Here is a 21891-nt window from a genome sequence, read left to right on the forward strand (position 1 = left end):
TCCCTTCTCAACCTTTTTATTAAATTAAAGACCCATATTCTTAGCGATGATCTTCTTCATGATTTCATTTGTCCCGGCATAGATGCTCGCTACCGGAACATCCCGATACCTTCTGGCAATCTTGTATTCCTCCATATATCCATAGCCGCCATGAAGCTGCATGCATTCAATGGATATTTTTCTGGCAGTCTCCGTCAAACGCCATTTTGCCATCGAAACTTCAGTTACAACCTGTTCACCAGCCATATGTTTGGTGATCAATTGATCTAGGAAGGCACGCCCCATTTTGATTTCCGTTGCCATTTCCGCGATTTTGAATTGAGTATTTTGAAACTGACTTACGGATTTTCCGAACGCTTCCCTGCCCTTCACATACTCAATCGTATCGGCCAGCATATCCTCAGATGCGGTTTGAGCACAAATTGCCACCACAAGTCGCTCCTGCTGCAGTTTATCCATTAGGTAATTAAACCCTTTGTCTTCTTCACCAAGCAGGTTTTCCTTTGGAACACGGCAATCCTCGAAGATGAGCTCTGCTGTATCCTGACTGTGCAAACCAAGCTTCTTCAGTTTTCGACCCCTGGAAAACCCGGGTGTATCCCTTTCGACCACGACTAAGCTAACGCCTTTATGTTTCGGAACTGCATTTGGATCCGTTTTACAGGCAACGATGACCAAATCCGCATGTATGCCATTCGTGATGAATGTCTTTTGGCCATTTACTATGTAATGATCTCCATCCAAAATGGCAGTCGTTTTAATATTGGCCAAATCCGAACCTGTACCAGGCTCTGTCATGGCAATGGCTGTAATGACTTCCCCCGTCGTGCATTTGGGAAGCCAGCGCTGTTTCTGTGACTCATTTCCGTATGCGGAAATATACGGAACGGTGATGTCACTGTGAAGTCCGAAACCAATGAAACCAGAACCGACTCTTTCCAATTCCTCATTAATTATGACTGCAAAGCCCCAATCTACCCCTGAACCCCCATAATCTTCTCCTAGGTCCGGACATAAAAAACCCTGTTCCCCCATTTTCACCCAAAATGACCGGGGAATGATCCTCTCTTCTTCCCATCGTTCATAGTGGGGAACTGCTTCTTTCTCTAAAAACTTTCGGAATGACTTACGGAAAATCTCATGATCTTCACTTAGGTATGGATGTTTCATCTGTTTTATCTCCTCTCCAATTCTTTGTCGGAGGCTCTTTTCCTGGATTTAGAATGGATTGCCCTGAAGGAATTAACAACTTACCTGGGTGACATTCTAATGGCCCCATCCAGTCTGATGGTTTCCCCATTCAGCATTGGATTCGTTATGATGCTTTCCGTTAGTTTAGCGTACTCTTCTGGATACCCGAGCCTTGATGGGAATGGTACGGTTTTCCCTAATGACGTCCTAGCTTCATCAGGTAACGAATCGAACATCGGAGTATGGAATAGACCCGGTGCAATCGATACGACACGTATCCCTTTGCTGGCAAGCTCCCTTGCGATTGGCAGAGTCATACCAACAATCCCACCCTTGGAGGCACTATATGCGGCTTGTCCGATTTGTCCTTCAAAGGCAGCGACCGAAGCAGTATTGATAATGACGCCACGCTCCCCTTCTTGATTCGGCTCATTTTCGACCATTTTTTCCGCGGCAAGCCGGATTACGTTAAACGTACCGACCAAATTGATTTGCACGACTTTTGAGAACGCTTTCAATTCATGCGTACCTTTTCTGCCTATGACCTTCTCTGCAATTGCAATGCCTGCACAGTTGATGACCGCATTGATGCTCCCGAATTTTTTCATCCCTTCATCCAACGCCACCGATACGCTTTCTTCACTTGTTACATCCGTTTTAATAAATAGGACTGAATCTCCCAATTCCTGAGCCATTTTAGCGCCTTTTTCCTCAGAAAGGTCAAATATGACCGCTTTTCCACCTTTTTTAATGATGTTTCTTACTGTCGCGGCTCCAAGACCTGAAGCTCCTCCTGTCACAACTGCAATCGTTTCTTGAATTTCCAAATCCTCACCCCATTTGTTTCTAGAATATATATTCATCTTTAACTATCATCAAAACCTATTTTCAAGATTTATTTCACCGCTTGCCTGCTTTATCGTTCACTTTCAAGTCATGAAGGGTTTCGGTAAAGCCTTTGATTACCTGTTCAAAATCCTGCTTCAGCCCATCCAGCTCTTTAATGCGTTCATTTATTTCGTTCAGCTTCTGTCCTGCAGTTTCAATCGTTTTTTCCAATTGCTTTATGCCTGTCCTATCCTTATCGAATAAAAGGACGATATCTTTTATTTCCACTAACGAAAAACCATACTTCTTACCGCGCATTATGATTTTGAGCTGCGCATATTCCTTCTTTCCATAAACCCTTTTTCCCGTTTCGGTACGCTTTGGTTTAAGCATACCCAGTTCCTCATAATATCGGAGGGTCCTTGTCGTCAATCCGAATTCTTTTGCTAAATCAGAAATGGTGTACATGTTAAAACCACACTTTGCAAAGGGATTATTTACCTTCATTTTAACATTGACGTTAACGTAAACTTCAATAATTATTCACAAAATTTATAATATATGAAACTGTATGAAAGATTTAAATTGATATACTAAGGGTATATTCTTTTAAAGAAGGGAATGATCGCTCAATGCTATGTTCAAAAATATTAGTTGCTTATGATGAATCCGAATTGGCACTTAAATCTTTAGAAAAAGCGATTGAATTAGCGAAGCTGGATCCCGCTATCGAAATCCAGGTGCTTCACGCTGTTACGCTGCCAATCAAACCAAATATATATGGCAATGCCTTTCAGGAAATTGAAGAATCCATGCTCAAGTATGGCAAGGAAGTGATTAAAAAAGCGGAAGCGCTTTTATCCGAAATCCCGAATGCATCCCAAACATTTGTCATAGAGGGTTCAGCCATCACGGCTTTATTGGAACATGCAAAATCCCAGAATTGCGACCTTATCATCATGGGCAGCCGCGGATTGAGTGGCTTCAAGGAATTCCTTGGCAGCGTGAGCCACTATATCGTTCAACATTCCCCAGTTCCTGTCTTGCTGGTCAAATAAAATTCACGGCAGTACTCTTTATGACCAGCCCTTTCCTAGGCTGGGTTCCCCTTGGAATCCAGCCTATTTATGCGTGCATGAAATCCAAACTTATCATGTTTTACAAACACTTCCGTTTACAGGTAAAATGAAACTAATTTAAACGAGGATAACAGGTGACGCAATGGATATTAAACATTTGCAATACTTTATAGAGGTAACCAATTTCAATAGCTTCACTCGGGCTGCCGACCATTTATTCATTACCCAGCCGACCATCAGCAAGATGATTAAAAACCTGGAAGCCGAGCTAGGAGTTGAGCTTTTTGATCGTTCACGCAAGCAACTGATTTTGACCGATGCAGGCAGGGTCGTCTTAGAGCAGGCAAAATTGATCGATAAAGCCTTCCACAATTTAGAAACGGAAATGGACAATTTATTAGGTTTGAAAAAAGGACATATACGCATCGGGCTTCCGCCGATAATAGACGCTTCTTTCTTCCCCCGGATACTTAGCCGTTTTCACGAGGATTATCCTAATATTACCTTTCAATTAGTAGAGGATGGTTCAAAGAAAATAGAAGAATCCGTTCAAAGTGACTTAATTGATATAGGCGTAATAGTCCTGCCAACCAACACCGCACTTTTTCATCATTTTGCTTTTTTGGAAGAAGACATCAACTTGATTGTCCATCCCTCCCATCCGCATGCTTGTGTGGAAGAAATTGATTTGGCCGACCTGGAAAAGGAATCTTTCATCTTATTCAATAAAGATTACGTCCTTCGAGATCTCATCATTTCATCCTGTAGTGAAGCTGGTTTTTCTCCACATATCGTCACGGAAAGTTCACGATGGGATTTTATTGAGGAAATGGTTTACTGTAAACTTGGCGTTGCTCTATTACCTGAAAGTTTATGTCGTCATGATGATCGCGTAAAGACAATCAAGGTTAAAAACCCCTCTATTAGTTGGAATTTAGGATTTATTTGGAGTAAGGACCATTACCTTTCATACGCTGCAAAAGAATGGCTGAAATATACGAGGGAAGCGTTATCACATAAGCAGTGAATTATCTAGCATGATTGATGTAAGCACTATCATAGCTTTAGGTTATGCACATGATAACATCTAACCATTTTACAATGAGTTACAGCGGGGTTAGACTAGTATAAGTAAAAAGCACGGTAAATGCTGATGGATCCACATATTCTAAAAAGGAGATATTCATGATCACTTTATCTAGTGTCGATGAGTTACAGGCAACAGAAGCAGCGCTGGAGAAAATTAAATATTCATACCCCGAACTATTTGATAAACTGCTCCATGTCGTTGCCTTAACACGGGCTCTTCAATTTAAATATCAATATATGGGCACATTACTCATGGATGAAAACCCTAACGAATACACCCCTGAATTCGTTATGCCCTCCGTTATCGGATTATATATAGAGGAAGTTCAAAAGTTAAAGGATGATCCGAATATCCAGGCATTACTTCAGACCTTCTCCCAAAATAAAAATATTGGATATGCCAAAATCAGTATGCTTGTGCTCGGTAAAAGCCCTGAATCGCTTTTAGGCGCCTCATGCATCAAATGAAGCCCCCTGATATACCCGAAAAAAAACCTCCCTTTTATGGAAGGTTTTTTTCTTTACGTGTAATTAAAGCACTTTACTCAAAAAGGCTTTAGTCCTTTCCTGCTGGGGATTATTGAAAATCTCACTAGGAATATTTTCTTCAATAATATAACCTTCGTCCATGAAAATCACACGATCTCCAACTTCTTTTGCAAACCCCATCTCATGGGTCACAACTACCATGGTCATGCCTTCCTTAGCCAGCTGCTTCATGACCTCAAGGACTTCGCCGACCATTTCCGGATCTAGAGCGGAAGTCGGCTCGTCGAATAGCATGATTTTCGGTTCCATCGCCAACGCCCTGGCAATTGCGACGCGCTGCTTTTGTCCCCCCGATAATGAATCCGGATATGCGTTCGCTTTCTCGGCAAGTCCTACTTTCTTAAGCAGTTCCATCCCTCTTTGGGAAGCCTGTTCTTTGGATATCTTGCGGACCTTTATCGGCGCAAGCATTATATTCTCAAGAACAGTCTTATGTGGAAATAAGTTAAAATGCTGAAATACCATGCCAACTTCCGTCCGGACTTTATTGATATTGACCTTCTTATCTGTCGTATCAAGCCCTTCAATGAAAATATGGCCTCCCGTTATCGTTTCAAGTTGATTGATGCACCTTAGGAAAGTGGATTTTCCCGACCCAGAAGGACCAATCACCACGACTACTTCCCGAGGGGAAACGATTGCATTGATATTTTTCAATACATCATTATCGCCAAATGACTTCTTAAGATTCTCCACCTTTATCATTCTGTTTTCAACCTACTTTCGAGTCTATTTAATACAAAACTTAAGATGAGGGTAAGGAATAGATAGATGAAGGCACACGCCAAGTATGGCTCCCACACTTTAAAGTACTGACTCCCCATCGCTTTCCCCCAATACATCAATTCCGGGGCAGCAATGACACAAAGCAGTGATGAATCCTTCAATAATACGATGAATTCATTTCCTAACGGAGGAATCATCCGTTTGAAGGCTTGAGGCAATACAACATGTATCATTGTTTGGACATGGGTCATTCCCAATGAACGGGCCCCTTCCATTTGCCCTTTATCGATGGATTGAATGCCCGCCCGGAAAATTTCGGCAATATATGCAGCTGCATTTAAAGATAAAGCAATGACACCGGCAGTTACTGCATTCGTTTCCCCGGTAAAAAAGGGCACGATTCCAAAATGAATTAAAAAGATTTGAACTAAAAGCGGTGTTCCGCGAAAAACCGTGACATAACAGTAAAATGGAAAGGCAAGCACCTTGTTTCCCATGATTTTCCCTAAACCGATCAATAACCCCAAAAAGGTTCCGATGAGGATGGAGGAAACTGACAGCCCTATAGTAAGCAATGTTCCTTTTAATAAGAAAGGAGCATATTCAAAAATAATATCCCAGCGAAAACTCATTTTGTTTCCCTCCTAAGGCCAAAAAAACTGCGTAACTTCACACGTAAAGTTACGCAATCTTTTTACTATCCATTTATTTTTATTGTTGTGATTTCAATGTTTCTATATCTGGATCAGTACCAAACCACTCTTTATATATTTCTGCATATTTCCCATTTTCATAAATGGCATTCACGGCTTTATCGAACTCCGATTTCAATTCACTGCCTTTTGGGAACATAAGACCATAAAACTCCTCATTGAAACTTTTGCTATCTTCAACGACTTTCAGTTTTTGATCGGGGTTATTTTTCACATATTCTTCAACAACCGTATTATCAGCTACGACAGCCGCAGCTCCGCCTTTTAGTAATTCCTGAATGGCCAGGTTATTATTTTCGAATTTTTTGATATCCTTGTGATTCTTTCCAAGGAGTTTCTCTACCGCTTCCTGTCCAGTAGTACCGGTCTGAACGGCAATGACGTTTCCTTTCAATTCATCTCCAGATTTTATATCACTATTCTCAGGAACGAGAATCTTGTTTGTGGATAAGAAATACGGAACCGAGAAGTCATAAGATTGTTTTCTTTCGTCATTCACTGTAATCGCAGATATGGCGACATCCGCTCTCTTACCTTCGATTTCAACAAAAATCGGATCCCAACCAACAGTTTCCAATTTAACTTCATAACCCGCTTCTTTTGCAACGGCATTGATGAAATCAACATCGAATCCTACAATCTTATCGCCTTCAAGATATTCAAATGGAGCATAGTTGGCGTCCGTCACGATCCTGAGTGTTTTTCCATTGGACTCTTCTTCATTACCAGTTGTCGAGACTTCCTTACCCTTCCCGCATCCTGTCATGACTAGTAACAAAGAAGCTACCATGGCAAACACTAAAAAAGAAACCTTTTTCAAAATAATCCCCTCTTCTCTCTCGTAAACTCTCTTTTTAAAAAAACAGATAAATCTAACTTTAGAGAACATTCAGTATATTCTTTTAAGAATATTATACGTTTATTTGTTTTTTTATGCAATAAAAAGTCGACAAATAACTTTAGTAAAATAAAATTTTAATCAATTAACTTGGTAAATCAAATACGCAGCTAAGCTCCAATGGGGAAAGATGCACCCTTTTACCCTTTATTCGAATTAATGGATATTATATTGAAAATAGATAGTGCCACCTTTCAAAAGGTTTAATAGAACAAAAATAAGCAGCGGCCATATTAGCGTGGCCGCTGCTCAAATGATTATTATGGAACTTCCTTATTCCCCTCTTCAATATCTAACATATCCAACAGGAAGATGAAAATCGGTATTCCGATGATCAATCCCCATATCCCAAGGAAATGCTCGGAAAACAATAGGATGATGAAGGTGAAAAATGTTGGAAGATTTGTTTTTGCCGACATGAATTTCGGATTTAAAATATAGCTTTCAATTGCATGGATTACAACTATCATGATTAATACAGCAATCACTTTGGGCATGCCGCCGATACTATAGGCAATCATACTAAGTGGAATGAGGGAGATGATGACCCCTGCAACCGGAATCAACCCCAGGAAGAAAATCATGATCCCTAGACCGAGCAACTGCGGGAAGCCAAGAATCCATAAGAAAGTTACAGATAGGACAGCATTCGTAATGGCTATCAAGAACTGGACCTCAATCACCTTTCCGAATGAATTGATGAATTTGACGCCAAAGTGGCTTAAGTTTATAAAGAAAGATTTAAATTTGGCCCGCTTGAATTTAGAAGTGAAACGAATGATTTTATCTTTTTCCAATAAGAAAAATAGACTAAGCAACATGGAAATGAAAATTTGAAATGCCAGTTTACCGAAATCGGATATATAAAGATAGAGTGTATTCATCTGTGTTTGAAGATCGAGCGGCGATCGCAGCTCGTTCATTATATTAATGGCATATTGAATGACCCTGCTATCTGGTGGATGTTGAAAGAAGAAAACGATCTGTGTCACTAATTCCGTGAATTGTAGCGTAATGACCGGTAGATATTTATAAAGAACGATGGCTAAACAAGAAATGACGACTGCATATAAAAAGCTTATAACAACCTTAGAGTTGATATGCATCACTTTATTCAGCCGAATCATGATAAATTGCTCCAGCCTTCCCATCAGGAAAGTGAAAACAAATGTGAATAACACGATATTAACCATACTGCCGATGCTAATTAAAAAGAGAACTAATACAATTAATGTAATTAACCTTGAAAAACCTTCGCTTTGCAAATACTCTTTTACCACTTACCTATCTCCTAACTACCATTCTGCCGTGATAATTCCATCTACCTTTCATTTTACACGGAATTGAGGAATTCTACTACAATTACCTTCCATTGACAACAAAATTATTTGAATAATCGGTAAGACTCAGGATGAAGACGTAGTTAAGACCGTTTTCGAAAATTCGACCATTAATTTCTCAGCTCTTTCTGCATGAAAAAACATCTGCCAAATCGGCAGATGCCAGACTTTAGACAAACTCAATGAAAATCGAGTATGTCTAAGCTTTTTTATTGTTTTTTAGAATTTGGACGTTGATTTCCGCTCCAGCCACTCGCTTTCCGCGGGCGGTCGCGGAGCCTCCTCAGCTTGCGCCTGCGGGGTCTTCCAGACGCGCTTTTCCCTCAGAAGTATCGTACCTTCCGCTCCAATCAACTCTGAATAAAATTCAGATAGAACCATACCTATGGAGTTGAAGGTGGTACTTTGGGTCAATTGGTTCGGGAAGTCCACTTGATGAAAGCTATGTTTTCCGGACACCTTTTATCTACAAACTAAAGCTGAGGCATAAGGCCTCAGCTTTTTTTATGGCTTGTACAATTTGGACGTTGATTTCCGCTCCAGGCACTTGCCGCGGGCGGTCGCGGAGCCTCCTCAGCTTGCGCCTGCGGGGTCTCCTCTAGACGCGCTTTTCCCTCAGAAGTCTCGTACCTTCCGCTCCAATCAACCAAATGGGCAGATGTTAATCTTCATCCTTCACATCGATATCTTCGGGAATGGGTTCGTTATAATAATCCGCTAAATCCTTCTTATATTTCTCCATCTGTTCAAGATGCATATTAAACTGATCTTTAAAAATCAAATGCTGCTCACCATCATGAACGGTGCGAATTTTATTTTGAACGATCAAACTTTCTATATAAGATTCCGGCATCGATAGATATTCCGCAGTCTCTTTTACTGTCAAGTACATGCCTTCACCCCTTTTCCTCTCTACTATACTAGATATGAGGCATTATTTGAAGCGCTTGATTTTTAACTAAAAACCCCTTACATGCCAAGGAAAGGACGATACCGATTCGGGGTATTGTCATGCAACCTCACCAGCTTAATCATTTTCCGCCAATGGAACATTTTAGATAAAACAACTTACAATCCCTTCCATTAACATGTAAGATAATGTTAAAGCAATATATCCATAGATTAAGAGGAGTGGACAAAGATGACCTTCTTTTATGTCATTCTTGCGGCAATTTTTGCTGTTTTCCTGGTCAATTTCGTTAAAGGGCTAAGTGAACCAGCTAAATTAGAACGCTATCAAAATGAATTCCGTAAATACCATGGTGAAACTTTAGATCTGCATGCAACGGAAATCGTTTCAGAAGCATTGATAGAAAAGCTTAATAAAGCACTCGATTTCAATTATATGGAAAAAGTCAATACTGAATTCCGCCTGAAGCATCCTCGGGACTCACAGTTAAAGGTCAATCAGGCTTGGCGTGAATTGAAACGCTATTTGATTATGGCTGCAGTGTTTGGAAAAGTTGAAATGTTTAATTCAGTCATCGATGAGTTATGGCATATCATGCTGAACTATAGACAGGAATATGATGAGTTTTGCCAGGTTTTCATCGGTAGGACCATTCAGCACCATCCTCATTCAGAACCTGTTTTCAAACCCGATGAGCGCACTCTTTTTGACTTTTACTATGTACAGCTATTTACGGTGGACTCCCATTCCATTCAAAAATGGGGCAAATTTTTCAAACATGATAAAGGGCTAACGCTTCTCCGAGATTTTGAAACGTTGGAGCTGGAGCAGTTAAAAGAGAAATATATGCGGAAACCGACAAGTATACAGGCGGAACGGACCTTTGAATCTTTCACTTCCCAATTTAAAGAAAATCGCCCCATGACAGAATTGAATTGGCGGAAAACGTACGATCAGACTGACTACGCAGCTCCCGCCTATTTCACTTATGCAAGCACCGATGATTTCGACAGCGAATTTAAAGATATTTTCGGTAATGAACCGAACACAGTTTCCACTGGATCCGGCCATGCAGATCATGGTGGCCATAACGGTTCCCATGACAGCAGTTCTGATTCCTCTTCAAGCTGTTCTTCATGCAGTTCTTGTTCGTCTTGAGCTTTTCGCTTGGAGAAATCCAAGCGTTTTTGTATACACAAGAATTAGATGAACTGGATTGATGAAGCTTAATTTTTCACTCAATTTTAAAGGAGTTACAACTGATATGCATGATAATGAGATACGAAAATTCAGACCAGTTTTTGTCTATGCAAATTTGGAAAATAAGAAAAAATTAGTACAAGGTTTAACTGAAGATCGAGTGAAATTAATTCAAGAATTAAAAAAATATAGAAATGCCCTTTCACCATTTTTAATTAATGTTTTGCAAACTAATATAGATCAGTGGGAAATAGAAATTCATGATTGGCAGGAAGAAATAAAGAAAGTAGAAGCAGAGAAAGAGAGCTTTTAAGTACTCTCGGTTTGCAGACAAAAAGGGTTCGGAATTTATAAATTCCGAACCCTTTTTGAGATTTCCTTTGAATTTTCGTCCAAGGTTAAGAGCTTGGGTATTTGACGCATTCCATTTCCTTCTTCATTAATTCCACCGATTGAACCAATTCTTGATCCTTTGTTTATTTTTCTCAAGAACCTCCTTCGATGTCCGATTGTCTTTTTGTTTTTTCCATTCAAAGAAAGATGCAATTCCGATAAGCAGCCCTCCACCGATGATTAAATACAGCCACCATGGCATCTCGCTCCACATAGAATTGGTATTCATATAGACATTGAATAAAATCGTCCCAGTTCCAGCGATGAAATAGGATTTGTATTTCATCATGAATCCAAAGAGCATTGCTGCCAATGACACGGTTCCGATAATGAGGGCATCATATAAGGTGTTTCCTGCCATTGCATCAATGATCAGGGCTAAAAACAAAAGGAAAACAATCCCGCTTTCGATATATTGTGTGATTTTGCCTTTAACAAAGATTTTCCTCAGCAGAGTGGTGCTGACAATGAACAGCGGCAGAATATTCACCTCCTCCTCAAGTACAGGAGGGATCGTGAGCTGATCGACAATGACCCAATACGGATATAGGCTGAACAAAATCGCTGCTGCCAACTGGGATTTTCTTTCCAACATGCCTGTCGTCGTGCTTCTCATCAAAATGAAATAGGCCGGAATCAGAAGTGCCGCGATGATTTCCAAAATGAAATGTGCCGGTCCCCCTGTCAAAACATCCATGTTCATGGCAAGAAGAAACAGCAGACCATAGACTCTGTAAAAATCCAATTGAAGTCCTGCCCCGCCTTTATCTAGCAAGCCCTTAAAGTATTTCCTGCTTAGCAGGACCATTATGGCCGTACACCCAAAAAGGACTGCCGTTCCAACGAAAGACTGTAATGTGCCCGCGTACATGATGATGATCCAATACGGATACAAACTGAGAACTCCCGTCAGCCAAACGTAGATGCCCTTTTCTTTTACATCCTTTGTGAAACTTCCAATCAAGATGAAGTAAACCGTGATCAAGAGCGATACAAAAACTTCGAGTAACTGGGTCAATGTTTCAGTTGCTGGAAATCCCCGATTCATGGCCAGTAAAAACAGCAGGCCATATATCCTGTATGCATCGAAGGTGATTCCTGTTTCTTCTTTTTTGATTAAACCATCGAAATAACGCCGGCTTAAAAGCAGCATCCCTGACATACAGCCAAAAAGGAATAGCAATCCCATTACAACAGATAAGCTGTCGGCATAGCCGACTATGATTAAGAAGGGATACAGACTGACTAGTGCAGCAATATTGGAATAGATTTTCCTTTCTAGCTTTTCCGCTGTCAAGCTTCTCAGGAAAATGAAATAAGCGGTTAACAGCAGAGATACAAAGACTTGGAGTAACTGATGCTTAGTATCATTAAAAACCTCCGCATTCATATCGATCAAAAAGAATAAACCATAAATCCTGAAAGGATCAAAGCTGATGATGCCTGATCCGTTTTTCTTGAGTAATCCGCTGGAATACAGGCTGCTTAACAACAACATTCCTGCCATACAGCCAAAAAGAACAGCCAAACTCGTGACGATTGGGAGTGTATGGGCATAAACTATGATATTGATGAACGGGAAAAGGCCGATGATTGCCGCTATTCCCGAGTAAATGCTTTTTTCTTTCTTATAGATCGTGAATCTTCCCATCAGAATGAAGTAGCTAGGCAACAGCAGGGAAACAAAAATCCCCAAAATCGCAGAATCTGTATCGCTCATAAACACTTCCAGATTCAGAGTACACAGATATAACAAGCCAAAAATTCGATAATAATCAATGACTCTCTTCGTTCCCTCTTGGTTGAGCAATCCTTTGAAAAGGCGTCTGCTAGCCATCATCATCACAACCATACATACAAGCAATACGATAATCGCCATAACCAGAGCTAATGTATTTACATACATATTATAGAAGATGAACGCCAGGCCTAGAGGAACCGCAACATAGTTCCGCCAATTCCTTTGCATGAGCAGATACCAGGCAAACAAGAGCTGTACAGTCATCACTCCTACCCAGACTAACTCGCGGTTAAGTGGAAAGTCCCGGATTGCCGTTTCCAAAATGGATATGCTTATCCCTAAATGAATGAATGGAATAAGGTAATACTCAATGATGCCTTTCCAATTCTTATTGGATAACGCCCACAGAATGGTTATGAGTCCTGCTGTAATCATCATGCATATTGATGTAATGAATACCATTTGCTCCATGTTTACCACAAATAAATGGACCTGTAGGAAAAGGACTGAAAACCCTAGGTACGTAAAAACGTATTTTTCCCATTTCACATGCGCCCTTAAAGCACTTAAAATATAAATCGACAGTTGTGCAACATATAGTAACGGTGAGCTTTCCGTAAAAATAATGAGCAAATATCCAACAGGAATCGCCAGTAAATTGGCAAGGTGACTTGCGTAAATGAAATACAGTTTCCCATTTTTTGAATATTTCCCAAGCCATTCTCCTAATATGAAAAAGATAATGGGGCCGAGCAACACGAACGCAATCCTCAGCACCATTGAAGCAAAATCAAAAACATCGTAGAGTGAAGCATATAAGCTGGCACTTGTAATCACGACAGGCACCCAGAATATGTGCTTCCGATGGATATGGACGGACCAGCCGTTTATTGCGGTAGCTACGGCAATCACTCCGCTTGCCTCCAAAGGATTCTGTGAATCGAATGGAATCGATATCAAGGAAAGGAAGGAAAGAATCTGTCCGCTATATACAAAAACTGGAAATAATTTATGGTATCCCTTTTTAAATGTGTAAGCTGCACCGATGGAAATCAGTGAAACACCCATTAAATAGACGCTGAGCGAGATATTTGACCGAACCCATTCTAAACTCTCCATCAAATATGGATAGAAAGCAACCAAAGCCAGTACGAAAGTGATTGGAAATCCGTATAAGGCATTTTCCTTCATATGCTTTGTTTCGTCTTTTATAAATGTGATGAAGAAAAGCCCAGAGATCATGGCGAGCGCCACACTAACTGCAAGCCAATCCATTTCGCTGAATTTAATGGTCAGTATCACTAACATGATCATTGGGGAGATAAGTAAGATACTTTTCCTAAACAGGATGTACCTTGGGTGACGATTATATAAATATACTCCAAGATATTGAATGACCTGAATAACAAAAATCAGATTTAAGATGGTAGAAAAAGAGACTGGCAATGCAAAGAAAAGGTATAGTAACGCTAAGTCGAAAATAACAACAGCCGGGTACGTGAGACTTGAATTTCTCGATTGAAGGGAAACATAGGCAAGCTGAGCGGATACTAACATGAGCGCGACGAATATTTGCGCATAGTTCTCCTGGTACACCATCGCGTTACTATATAAGAAAACGATCCCGCTCCCAATCAAACTGGTGAACATGAAGTTCTTGGAAAGCTTAGTCATTTTTGATTTAACCAGATATTTCGATAGCAGGGTAAAAATGATTGGTACAAATGCAAATGCGGTGATCATGTACTCACTTAAAAACGAGTTATAAACAAGATGGATATATCCATACGTGAAAACGGCGCTAAAAGCCATTTCATAATATTTTTTTTGGAATTTGACCGAAATAATTAAAAACAAAACAGAAAAGACCATCAACGTTAGCGAATACACCAAGTTGCTTGAAAATAACGTCAGGATCACAAAGGTCTCCACGATAATCTTAAACTGGATAAATTGAAAAATGAATGGTTTAAATAACGTTAGTGCTTTTTGATTTTTCAATTGCTCAATATTCCATAATAGCATTAAATTAAGAACGCCAATCGCCAAAAACATCCACGCAATAGTCGGCGTCACAAAAGCCAATCCGAAATAGCAGGTAATGGCAAACGTGAATATTGAAATGAAAATGAATATTTTCGACTTGAAGTAGTCAGCAATCTTACAATAAATGGCTAAGCAGAGTAATCCCCCAAGAAACCCCAGAAGCCCCCGCCCCCCACCATTAAGTGAAAGGTACTCTCCAAAAATCCGATAATATGAAGCTGATAAAATCGTAATCGGAATGAATAAACCCGCTAGCGTCAGGAATGCAAAAGAGGTCTGTTCAATTTTCAGTTTCGAAGCGATGAAGGCCATCCCTGCAAAAATGACGGATACCATTCCAATGAAGAGAACTTTCAGGACCGCATTCAGATCCCCCCATGAAGTGGTTGCTAAAATCAACCCGCCAAACAGAAGCAATATGACCCCAGTGAGCAGGATGACAGAAATATTCCGTTCCCTGATTTGCTCAGGTGTTTTCTTCGGCCTTGCCGGTTTTACCGGTTTCTCCCGCTTGATGGCCTGCTTTTGAATAACCGGTTTCCTATCAGTGATCTCCTTGACAGGTTCAAGGCTCTCCTCTAAACCGGATTCAATGTGAGCATACCCGGCCTTCTCATCTTTCATTATCGATTCGTTCAATCCACTGGATTCCTGAAATTGCAATGAAGATTCTTCGATCAGGCTATCCTGAATCCTCTTATCGGCACTTTCACCGATTACCGTTTCAGTTCCATGGGTGGATTTCTTCTTTTCTTGCTCTAAGCGCTTTTGTTTATGGAGGGCTAATTGAAAATGCCGATTATATGCCCTGCTAATCCGGATATATTCTGATTTAGGGATGAGCCGCCTTTCCCATAAAACATCCAGCTCTTCTTGGAAAATACGCTTCCTTCTTTCTAATGTCATTTCTTCGTTTGAAGAGTCATTCATTCCAAGCTTCCCCTTCCTTCAAATAGACCTTCTATCATCTTATGTATAATCTCTTTTCGATAATAACAAAGTTTTTCCATTTTTAAAATATTTAGGATAATGCACCAAGGGTGTTCCTACTGACTCAAAAAAAAGAATGACTTCCATTGAAGCCATCCAACGTTTCTATTATATTGATTTTACTTTATCCTCGCTCCTGATAATGCATAAATAAACGATTATTGAAATGAAAATCGAGGCGGCTGCAGTGATATAGATGCTCCTATATCCGAAGAGGAAGCCAATCTGCCCGAACACGATGGCACCTATGCCCACTCCAAGATCGAAAAATGAAAAGTATGTGGCATTCGCCATCGCCTTCCGATTTGGTGCCGTCTTTTCAATCGACCATGCCTGCAGCGCCGGCTGGACAGAACCGAATCCAAATCCATAAAGCACTGCCGCAATGTAAAGGACCACTTCACTCGGCATCCATGCAAGCAGGAGCATCCCAGCCATGATGAGTACTGTTGAAGGCACGAATATGGCTCGATGTCCCCTTCGGTCATATAATCGACCCGCAAATAATCTCGTGACCATGAGGGCCATTGCATATACTAAAAAATACCACTGAATTCCATCCACACCTTTTTCCGCTGTATACAGGGGAAGGAAGGTTGCAATTCCACCGAATGTAACGGAAATGAAGAAAATGAGCAATGATGGCTGAAGGGCACTTTTTTCATATATATCAAACCTTTTGGCTCTGACAGCCGCGGAAGGATCACTTTCCACTTTTTGATACCGAATAAGTGATGCTGTAACAATGGCGAAAAATCCCAATAATGAACAGATCAAAAACAACTCTTGAAACGGAAGGACCGTAACTAGAAAAAGACCCAATGATGGCCCGAATGCCAGCGCTAAGTTACCCGATAATCCGTAATACCCCATCCCCTCACCACGCCGTTTCGCAGGGATTATATCGGAAGCAATCGTTCCTGAAGCCGTTGAAGAAAATCCCCAGCCGACGCCCTGTACAATCCGCATCATGAATAACAAGCCGATGCTTCCCATAAAACCGAAGGAACCCACTGACAATGCAAAAATGGCTAAACCGGCAAGAAAAACCATGCGCCTTCCCTTCGTCTCCAATAATCTGCCGGCAATCGGCCGAACGAGCAAGGCCGAAAAAGTGAAGATTCCAAGGACAGCCCCCACCAGGCGATCGTCACCGCCAAGCTGTTCCACAAACAGCGGGAGGGTCGGCATCGTCATTTGAAAACCCATGAAGATGCACATATTTGCCAAACAGATCATGATGAAATCACGTGTCCAGATTTTATCAGTCCCTCTTACCCGTTCATCCACTAAGGTTTCCCTCATATCCCTTCACCTTCTAATTATTATAGTCATTGCCAGTTTACTAAAATTGGTTAAAATAAGCGAATGATTTATTTCGGGTACCTAAATATATATATATAAATAAAAGTCCAGTATGACACTGGCCCCCCCCTATATCTTTCATCTACCGGCCCGAACAAGTTTCTGTTCTTTTCTTCGCCGTTTATCTTGAAACATTTTTTGATCCGCTTCCATGAATAAACTATCCATATTTCCTTTTGAATTCGAACGGTAAGCATGCCCAAATGACATACTGATGTGAGGGCCTTTTTTTAGATCGTTTTGCAAAAGGATTTCTTCCTTTAATAATTCACAAAGAGATTCCACTTCTTGCTTGCTTCTATCAATTAGCAGAATGGCAAACTCATCTCCTCCCACTCTCGCTAAAACAGCGATGTCAGAGAATATCCGTTTCAATAGATTTGCCGCTTCTTTAATCAATTCATCCCCTTTCTTATGGCCATGCGTATCATTCATATATTTCAGCTCATCTAAATCACACAAAATCATGGCAACCGGAGTATCAAAATCCAGATTGGATTTGGCAAATATATTATCAAAAAACTGTCGATTATGGATATTCGTTAATGGGTCATGGGACATTTGATACTCAATATCCTGTATGAATCTCACTCTTTCATCGATATTGCGAATGATTCCTTGAACGGCTACCAATTCATCTTTTTCATATATAGGTGTAGCATATTCCTCGAACCACAAAAAATCCCCCTCGATATTTTTCCAACGTTGAATGACCGGCTTAGTATAATCAATCCCACCATATATCTTTTCATTTAGGATTTCAAAGTCATCAGGATGAATCCTTCCGAAAGGGGAGGAAGGGTCATTGTATGCTTCTTCCAAGACGCCATGACCTAAAAGTGTATTGATGGATGGACTTAGATACCTGAACTTGGAACTTGGGTTTGTTTCGTAGGAGTAGATAATATCCTTAGAACTTTCCACTATATTAAAAACCTTTTTTTGCACTTCGAATCCTTTCTTCCGATAGTCCTTTTCCCTTTTCTTGCGAGTGAAGATCGTACGTTTAAATATATCCAATGACAATTTATTGAATTTCATTCCACAGCCCCCATACTTTTGAAGTCATTTTCATTAAAATCTTTCCTTAGATTTGATGGCGGACTTACACTCATTACTTTTAACATAATTATCCTTTATATATTATAATTCCAAAACATCTAAAGGAAAAACTTTAAATGTTTTTCCTTATCTCCTTAAGTAAATGGGAAAGCTTCTAGCAATGGCCGCATAATTGAAAAAAGCCGCTTCCAATTGGATCGGCTTTTTCATGCTTCATGACTATTTCGTTATCTCGATTTTCCCATTATTCGTTTCCAATTTCACTAAGTTTTCACCTTTGCCAATGACAGTATCTCCCTCATACTTACCAAGGATATCCACTCTCCCATTGTCAACATGAACATCGAAAGTTGTATTTGTCGGTTCATTCTCCGTTTGGATCATGATTTTACCATTATTACTTTCGAAATCGATCTCCCTATCCAAGTCTTTCGTGACCAATGTGATTTTACCGTTATTCGATGACCCAACCAGTTTTCCCTCCACATTATTAAGCTCTACTTTTCCATTAGCAGATTTCACTTCAACTTTTTCGGTTATTATATCATTTAATTCTACCCCGCCATTTTGAGACCTCACATTTAGATCTTCACTTTTCAATCCTGATATTTGCAATTTTCCATTATCGGATTCGACGACAAAGGATTTATAAGATTCATCAGGCACATACACCTTTAAATGTAAGGATTGAATATGAAAACCAAAGCTAAAGGTACGTCGATCTTTTAATTGTACCGAAAGCTTCTTCCCTTCCACATCTGCGGTGAAATCCAACTTGGAAACATCCATCCCTTTTGAAACCAACTCTATCCTTGTCTCCTTATCCTTGGTTGGAACGATCTCTACAGCTGCATTGTCAGTGTCGATCTGAATGTCCGTTACGATTTCCGAAATTGTTTTTTCCTCTGTAGTCGTTTCCTTATCCGTCACTTGGGAAAACGTAAACAGACTTCCTATTACTCCGATCAATAACAATACAAGTGCAATGATCGATAATTTTTTTACATTAATCATTTTTCAAACCGCCTTTCACAAGAGAAGCGTTAAATTTTAAATAGCGAATGAATCCTTTAGTTAAAGCACTCGTAGCGACAAACATTCCCATGGCAATGAAAATGCCAATCCCGCATAATCCCAATGCGAAGAAAAGATCGAATAATTGAAAATTACCTATCGCAAGGTTAAAAAGAACGCCAAACGGAGCTAGAATGAACGCTATCGCCGAAGCCCATCCTGCAATGACAACTCCGATCAATGCTATAAATGGTCCCAAAACGATCACTAAATTAAAGAATCCCAAACCAATGACTGCCCAAACTGCCCGCATTACATTACCTGCTGAAGTAGTTTGCTCGACCTGACCAAGACGATAGGATGCCATCAGTTCCTTGGAAATCTGTTTAGGATTCCCAAGAGATTTGGAGATTTCCTGCTCTGACTTCCCTTCTTCCATTCCAATTTCGAAATACTCTTCGTAATCTTGAAGGATATCTTCCCGTTCCTCTAAGGAAAGTCTGGTTAAAGAGGCATTCAATTGTTTTAAAAATTGTTCTTTATTCATTGGTTCACACCTTCCTTGATTAATTGATTGACCCCATTGGAAAATTCATTCCATTCCGTCAACAGCTCTTGAAGGTATCTCCGGCCTTTGTCGGTTAAAGTATAATACTTGCGCGGAGGCCCTTCTGTTGATTCTTGTAAATATGTCGTAAAATACTCTTCCTTCGTCAATCGTCGTAAAAGTGGATATACCGACCCTTCCGATATTTCAATTTGATCTGAAATCTTCTGTACAAGTTCATACCCATAGCGATCCTGCTTATCCAATAAGACCAGGACACACAGCTCCAGGACACCTTTCTTAAATTGTACATTCATTGCACCATCACTCCTTCCAAGAGTTCTTCAGTATAGTTCAATAAACAGTACTGAACACCGAACAATACATCTTATGTAAATAATTTACCACACGGTACTGTTCATTGCAAGGTACTATAAATATTTTTTTGGTACTACATGCGTTCCAATAAGGGTAGAAGAAAATTAGCATTATATTCAAAGCGGCAAGAGAATACGATGTATAATAGTAAAATGTGGAAGGGGGAGTTACTTTGGCCAACAAAGAAATAACGAAAAAGCAATTCGAGTTTCTTGAACATGAATTTAATTACCTTGAAAAGGAAGGAGTCATCTCCCAGCAAGAGAAAGTGAGGATGTTAGATTCCTATGACGTAAAAGGTAATTTGAGCTTCATCACTATTCTATTATCCATTGGGGCACTTCTTTTAGGTTTAGGCGTATTGACCTTCGTAGCCAGCAACTGGATTTATTTAAGTAAAGCGGTTAAATTCCTGCTTATCATTGCATGCCTAATCGGAGTGAACTTTGCTGGCGTGAAGGTGCAGGTACGCTTTCCCAAAACGTCACGAAGTCTGCATTATGCAGGTATTCTGATCTTTGGTTCAGGGATTTTTCTAATTGAGCAGATGTTTAATATCAGCATCAACTTCAACAGTTCCTTTTTATTATGGGCGATCGGTACGGTATTCATTGGATACTATTTGAAGGATGTCTTCGTTCTCCTTTTTACATCTTTCCTGCTTTTCATTTATATTAACGGAAGTATATTCGTTGATGAAACAGCTTATCCGCTTGCCATTCTTGTATTTCTGCCGGCTTTATACATTCTGTTAAAGAAATTCGATTACCCTAAATATCTGACCTTTTTCATTAACGCTTTAGCCATCAATACAATTGCCTTATTTCTTATGGAATTCGTGCCTAAGCTGGAGTTTGAAAATTCGAATACGATTGTCCTTTCCATTCTGTTTGTTCTGGGAATCGTGCTTGCCTATATTCCGGTAAGAGCCAAATTACAAAACATCACCCACATACAAGGGCATATCTTACATGGTATTACTGCACTCTTCCTTACCTTTGATTTTTCAATCTGGTTCCCTTTAGCTTATTTCGTTTTTCTGCTTTATCTCATTCTAAAAGGCAGTTTGACCAGTATCGTGATAATATGTGTACTGATCTTCAGATATTACATCTATTCTTTTGACTTCCTGCCAAAATCACTTACATTCATCATCGGCGGAATCATGCTTATCGGTTTTGGCTTCTTCTTCGAAAATCAACGAAAAAAAGGAGGGGAGCTCAATGAATAATCCATTATTCCGGCCACTTATCGTATTTTCCATTCCAGTCTTGATTCTGTTAGTCTTGGCGTTTCCTCCGGTCTGGACAACAATGACAGGAGATGTAATCAAGATCAAAACAGCCCCGGTCGACCCGACTGACTTGTTTAGGGGAAGCTATGTGGCTTTGAAATACGAAATTGAATCCGTTAAGCCATCACAGGTCGATGACTCGATTAAAACCGAGTTCCATACAAGAAATATGGGGGATTTTAAAAAGGTATATGTACGTTTAAAACAAAATAAGGATGGACTATATGTTGTCGATTACGTAACGAAAGAAAAACCCAGCAAAGGCGTTTACCTTAAAGGGAAATTGGAAATCCCATATGACCTGCACAATGCTAAAACCATTCAGATCAGATACGGTTTGGACAATTATTTCGCATCCGAAGAAAAGGCAAAGGAAATGGAGAAGGAAGCATTGGCCAATCCTTCAGTCGCCGTCGTAAAGGTTCGTAATGGGAATGTTGTTTTAACGGATATCATCATTGAATGAATGAACCCGGAAATGACTAGCAAAAAGAGCATCGGTTTTACGATGCTCTTTTTTGCTGGACTTTTTTCATAT

The 21891-nt window shown here is 40.1% G+C and carries 21 protein-coding genes; 7 read left to right on the forward strand and 14 right to left on the reverse strand.

What is annotated here, in order from left to right; genetic code table 11:
* Positions 1-24 precede the first annotated feature (24 nt).
* From ACWF5P_RS16855 to ACWF5P_RS16865, 3 genes are all read right to left on the reverse strand, one after another.
* Positions 25-1170, reverse strand: a complete 1146-nt coding sequence (locus ACWF5P_RS16855) for an acyl-CoA dehydrogenase family protein (RefSeq protein WP_452445092.1) — start codon at positions 1168-1170, stop codon at positions 25-27.
* Positions 1171-1250: 80 nt separating this feature from the next.
* Complete coding sequence (locus ACWF5P_RS16860; RefSeq protein ID WP_101225947.1) at positions 1251-2018, reverse strand: 3-hydroxyacyl-CoA dehydrogenase; 768 nt, start codon at positions 2016-2018, stop codon at positions 1251-1253.
* A 73-nt stretch (positions 2019-2091) separates the two neighbouring features.
* Positions 2092-2487, reverse strand: a complete 396-nt coding sequence (locus ACWF5P_RS16865; RefSeq protein WP_101225946.1) for a MerR family transcriptional regulator — start codon at positions 2485-2487, stop codon at positions 2092-2094.
* A gap of 164 nt (positions 2488-2651) precedes the next feature.
* On the opposite strand from ACWF5P_RS16865, the gene ACWF5P_RS16870 reads away from it, so the two are divergent.
* The 3 genes from ACWF5P_RS16870 to ACWF5P_RS16880 all read left to right on the forward strand — a co-directional run bounded on the left by ACWF5P_RS16870 (position 2652) and on the right by ACWF5P_RS16880 (position 4655).
* On the forward strand, positions 2652-3077 hold the full coding sequence (locus ACWF5P_RS16870) for a universal stress protein (protein ID WP_101225945.1): 426 nt from the start codon (positions 2652-2654) through the stop codon (positions 3075-3077).
* Between the two features lie 163 nt (positions 3078-3240).
* Positions 3241-4125 (forward strand): cidABC operon transcriptional activator CidR, encoded by an 885-nt coding sequence (cidR, locus tag ACWF5P_RS16875; protein WP_434167909.1) that lies wholly within the window; start codon positions 3241-3243, stop codon positions 4123-4125.
* A gap of 158 nt (positions 4126-4283) precedes the next feature.
* Positions 4284-4655, forward strand: coding sequence for a hypothetical protein (locus ACWF5P_RS16880; protein WP_101225943.1), 372 nt, complete (start codon positions 4284-4286; stop codon positions 4653-4655).
* A gap of 63 nt (positions 4656-4718) precedes the next feature.
* Here ACWF5P_RS16880 and ACWF5P_RS16885 read toward each other — a convergent pair whose 3' ends face one another.
* From ACWF5P_RS16885 to ACWF5P_RS16905, 5 genes are all read right to left on the reverse strand, one after another.
* Positions 4719-5441: an amino acid ABC transporter ATP-binding protein gene (locus tag ACWF5P_RS16885; protein ID WP_076371113.1), complete on the reverse strand. Its 723-nt coding sequence runs from the start codon at positions 5439-5441 to the stop codon at positions 4719-4721.
* Positions 5438-6094 (reverse strand): amino acid ABC transporter permease, encoded by a 657-nt coding sequence (locus ACWF5P_RS16890; protein WP_452445094.1) that lies wholly within the window; start codon positions 6092-6094, stop codon positions 5438-5440. Before ACWF5P_RS16890 ends, ACWF5P_RS16885 begins: the two co-directional genes overlap by 4 nt.
* Positions 6095-6173: 79 nt before the next feature.
* Positions 6174-6995: a basic amino acid ABC transporter substrate-binding protein gene (locus tag ACWF5P_RS16895; RefSeq protein ID WP_101225941.1), complete on the reverse strand. Its 822-nt coding sequence runs from the start codon at positions 6993-6995 to the stop codon at positions 6174-6176.
* A 338-nt stretch (positions 6996-7333) separates the two neighbouring features.
* Complete coding sequence (locus ACWF5P_RS16900; RefSeq protein WP_230178816.1) at positions 7334-8353, reverse strand: AI-2E family transporter; 1020 nt, start codon at positions 8351-8353, stop codon at positions 7334-7336.
* A 721-nt stretch (positions 8354-9074) separates the two neighbouring features.
* A complete protein-coding gene (locus ACWF5P_RS16905) occupies positions 9075-9305 on the reverse strand; it encodes an excisionase family DNA-binding protein (protein WP_048687214.1) in 231 nt (76 codons plus the stop codon).
* Positions 9306-9554: 249 nt separating this feature from the next.
* Between ACWF5P_RS16905 and ACWF5P_RS16910 the strand changes: the two genes are divergently transcribed.
* Positions 9555-10481: a glycine-rich domain-containing protein gene (locus ACWF5P_RS16910; RefSeq protein WP_402944883.1), complete on the forward strand. Its 927-nt coding sequence runs from the start codon at positions 9555-9557 to the stop codon at positions 10479-10481.
* A gap of 106 nt (positions 10482-10587) precedes the next feature.
* Positions 10588-10836: a hypothetical protein gene (locus tag ACWF5P_RS16915; protein WP_434167910.1), complete on the forward strand. Its 249-nt coding sequence runs from the start codon at positions 10588-10590 to the stop codon at positions 10834-10836.
* Positions 10837-10962: 126 nt separating this feature from the next.
* Here ACWF5P_RS16915 and ACWF5P_RS16920 read toward each other — a convergent pair whose 3' ends face one another.
* The 6 genes from ACWF5P_RS16920 to ACWF5P_RS16945 all read right to left on the reverse strand — a co-directional run bounded on the left by ACWF5P_RS16920 (position 10963) and on the right by ACWF5P_RS16945 (position 19998).
* Complete coding sequence (locus ACWF5P_RS16920; protein WP_452445095.1) at positions 10963-15633, reverse strand: hypothetical protein; 4671 nt, start codon at positions 15631-15633, stop codon at positions 10963-10965.
* A 168-nt stretch (positions 15634-15801) separates the two neighbouring features.
* Positions 15802-16998 carry an MFS transporter gene (locus tag ACWF5P_RS16925; protein WP_434167912.1) on the reverse strand — a complete coding sequence of 399 codons (1197 nt, stop codon included), beginning with the start codon at positions 16996-16998 and terminating at the stop codon, positions 15802-15804.
* 138 nt (positions 16999-17136) lie between these two features.
* Entirely contained in the window at positions 17137-18099 is a 963-nt protein-coding gene (locus ACWF5P_RS16930) for a diguanylate cyclase domain-containing protein (protein WP_434167913.1), read from the reverse strand.
* Between the two features lie 240 nt (positions 18100-18339).
* Positions 18340-19134: a DUF4097 family beta strand repeat-containing protein gene (locus tag ACWF5P_RS16935; RefSeq protein ID WP_452445096.1), complete on the reverse strand. Its 795-nt coding sequence runs from the start codon at positions 19132-19134 to the stop codon at positions 18340-18342.
* Positions 19127-19681, reverse strand: coding sequence for an HAAS signaling domain-containing protein (locus ACWF5P_RS16940; protein ID WP_101225494.1), 555 nt, complete (start codon positions 19679-19681; stop codon positions 19127-19129). Before ACWF5P_RS16940 ends, ACWF5P_RS16935 begins: the two co-directional genes overlap by 8 nt.
* Positions 19678-19998, reverse strand: coding sequence for a PadR family transcriptional regulator (locus ACWF5P_RS16945; protein ID WP_101225495.1), 321 nt, complete (start codon positions 19996-19998; stop codon positions 19678-19680). The genes ACWF5P_RS16940 and ACWF5P_RS16945 overlap by 4 nt, the downstream gene beginning before the upstream one ends.
* Positions 19999-20231: 233 nt before the next feature.
* Here ACWF5P_RS16945 and ACWF5P_RS16950 point away from each other — a divergent pair, with 233 nt between their 5' ends.
* Both ACWF5P_RS16950 and ACWF5P_RS16955 read left to right on the forward strand, forming a co-directional pair.
* On the forward strand, positions 20232-21290 hold the full coding sequence (locus ACWF5P_RS16950) for a DUF2157 domain-containing protein (protein ID WP_101225496.1): 1059 nt from the start codon (positions 20232-20234) through the stop codon (positions 21288-21290).
* Positions 21283-21819 carry a GDYXXLXY domain-containing protein gene (locus ACWF5P_RS16955; RefSeq protein ID WP_434167915.1) on the forward strand — a complete coding sequence of 179 codons (537 nt, stop codon included), beginning with the start codon at positions 21283-21285 and terminating at the stop codon, positions 21817-21819. Before ACWF5P_RS16950 ends, ACWF5P_RS16955 begins: the two co-directional genes overlap by 8 nt.
* Positions 21820-21891 lie beyond the last annotated feature (72 nt).

The sequence above is a fragment of the Peribacillus sp. NPDC055009 genome (assembly GCF_053608705.1).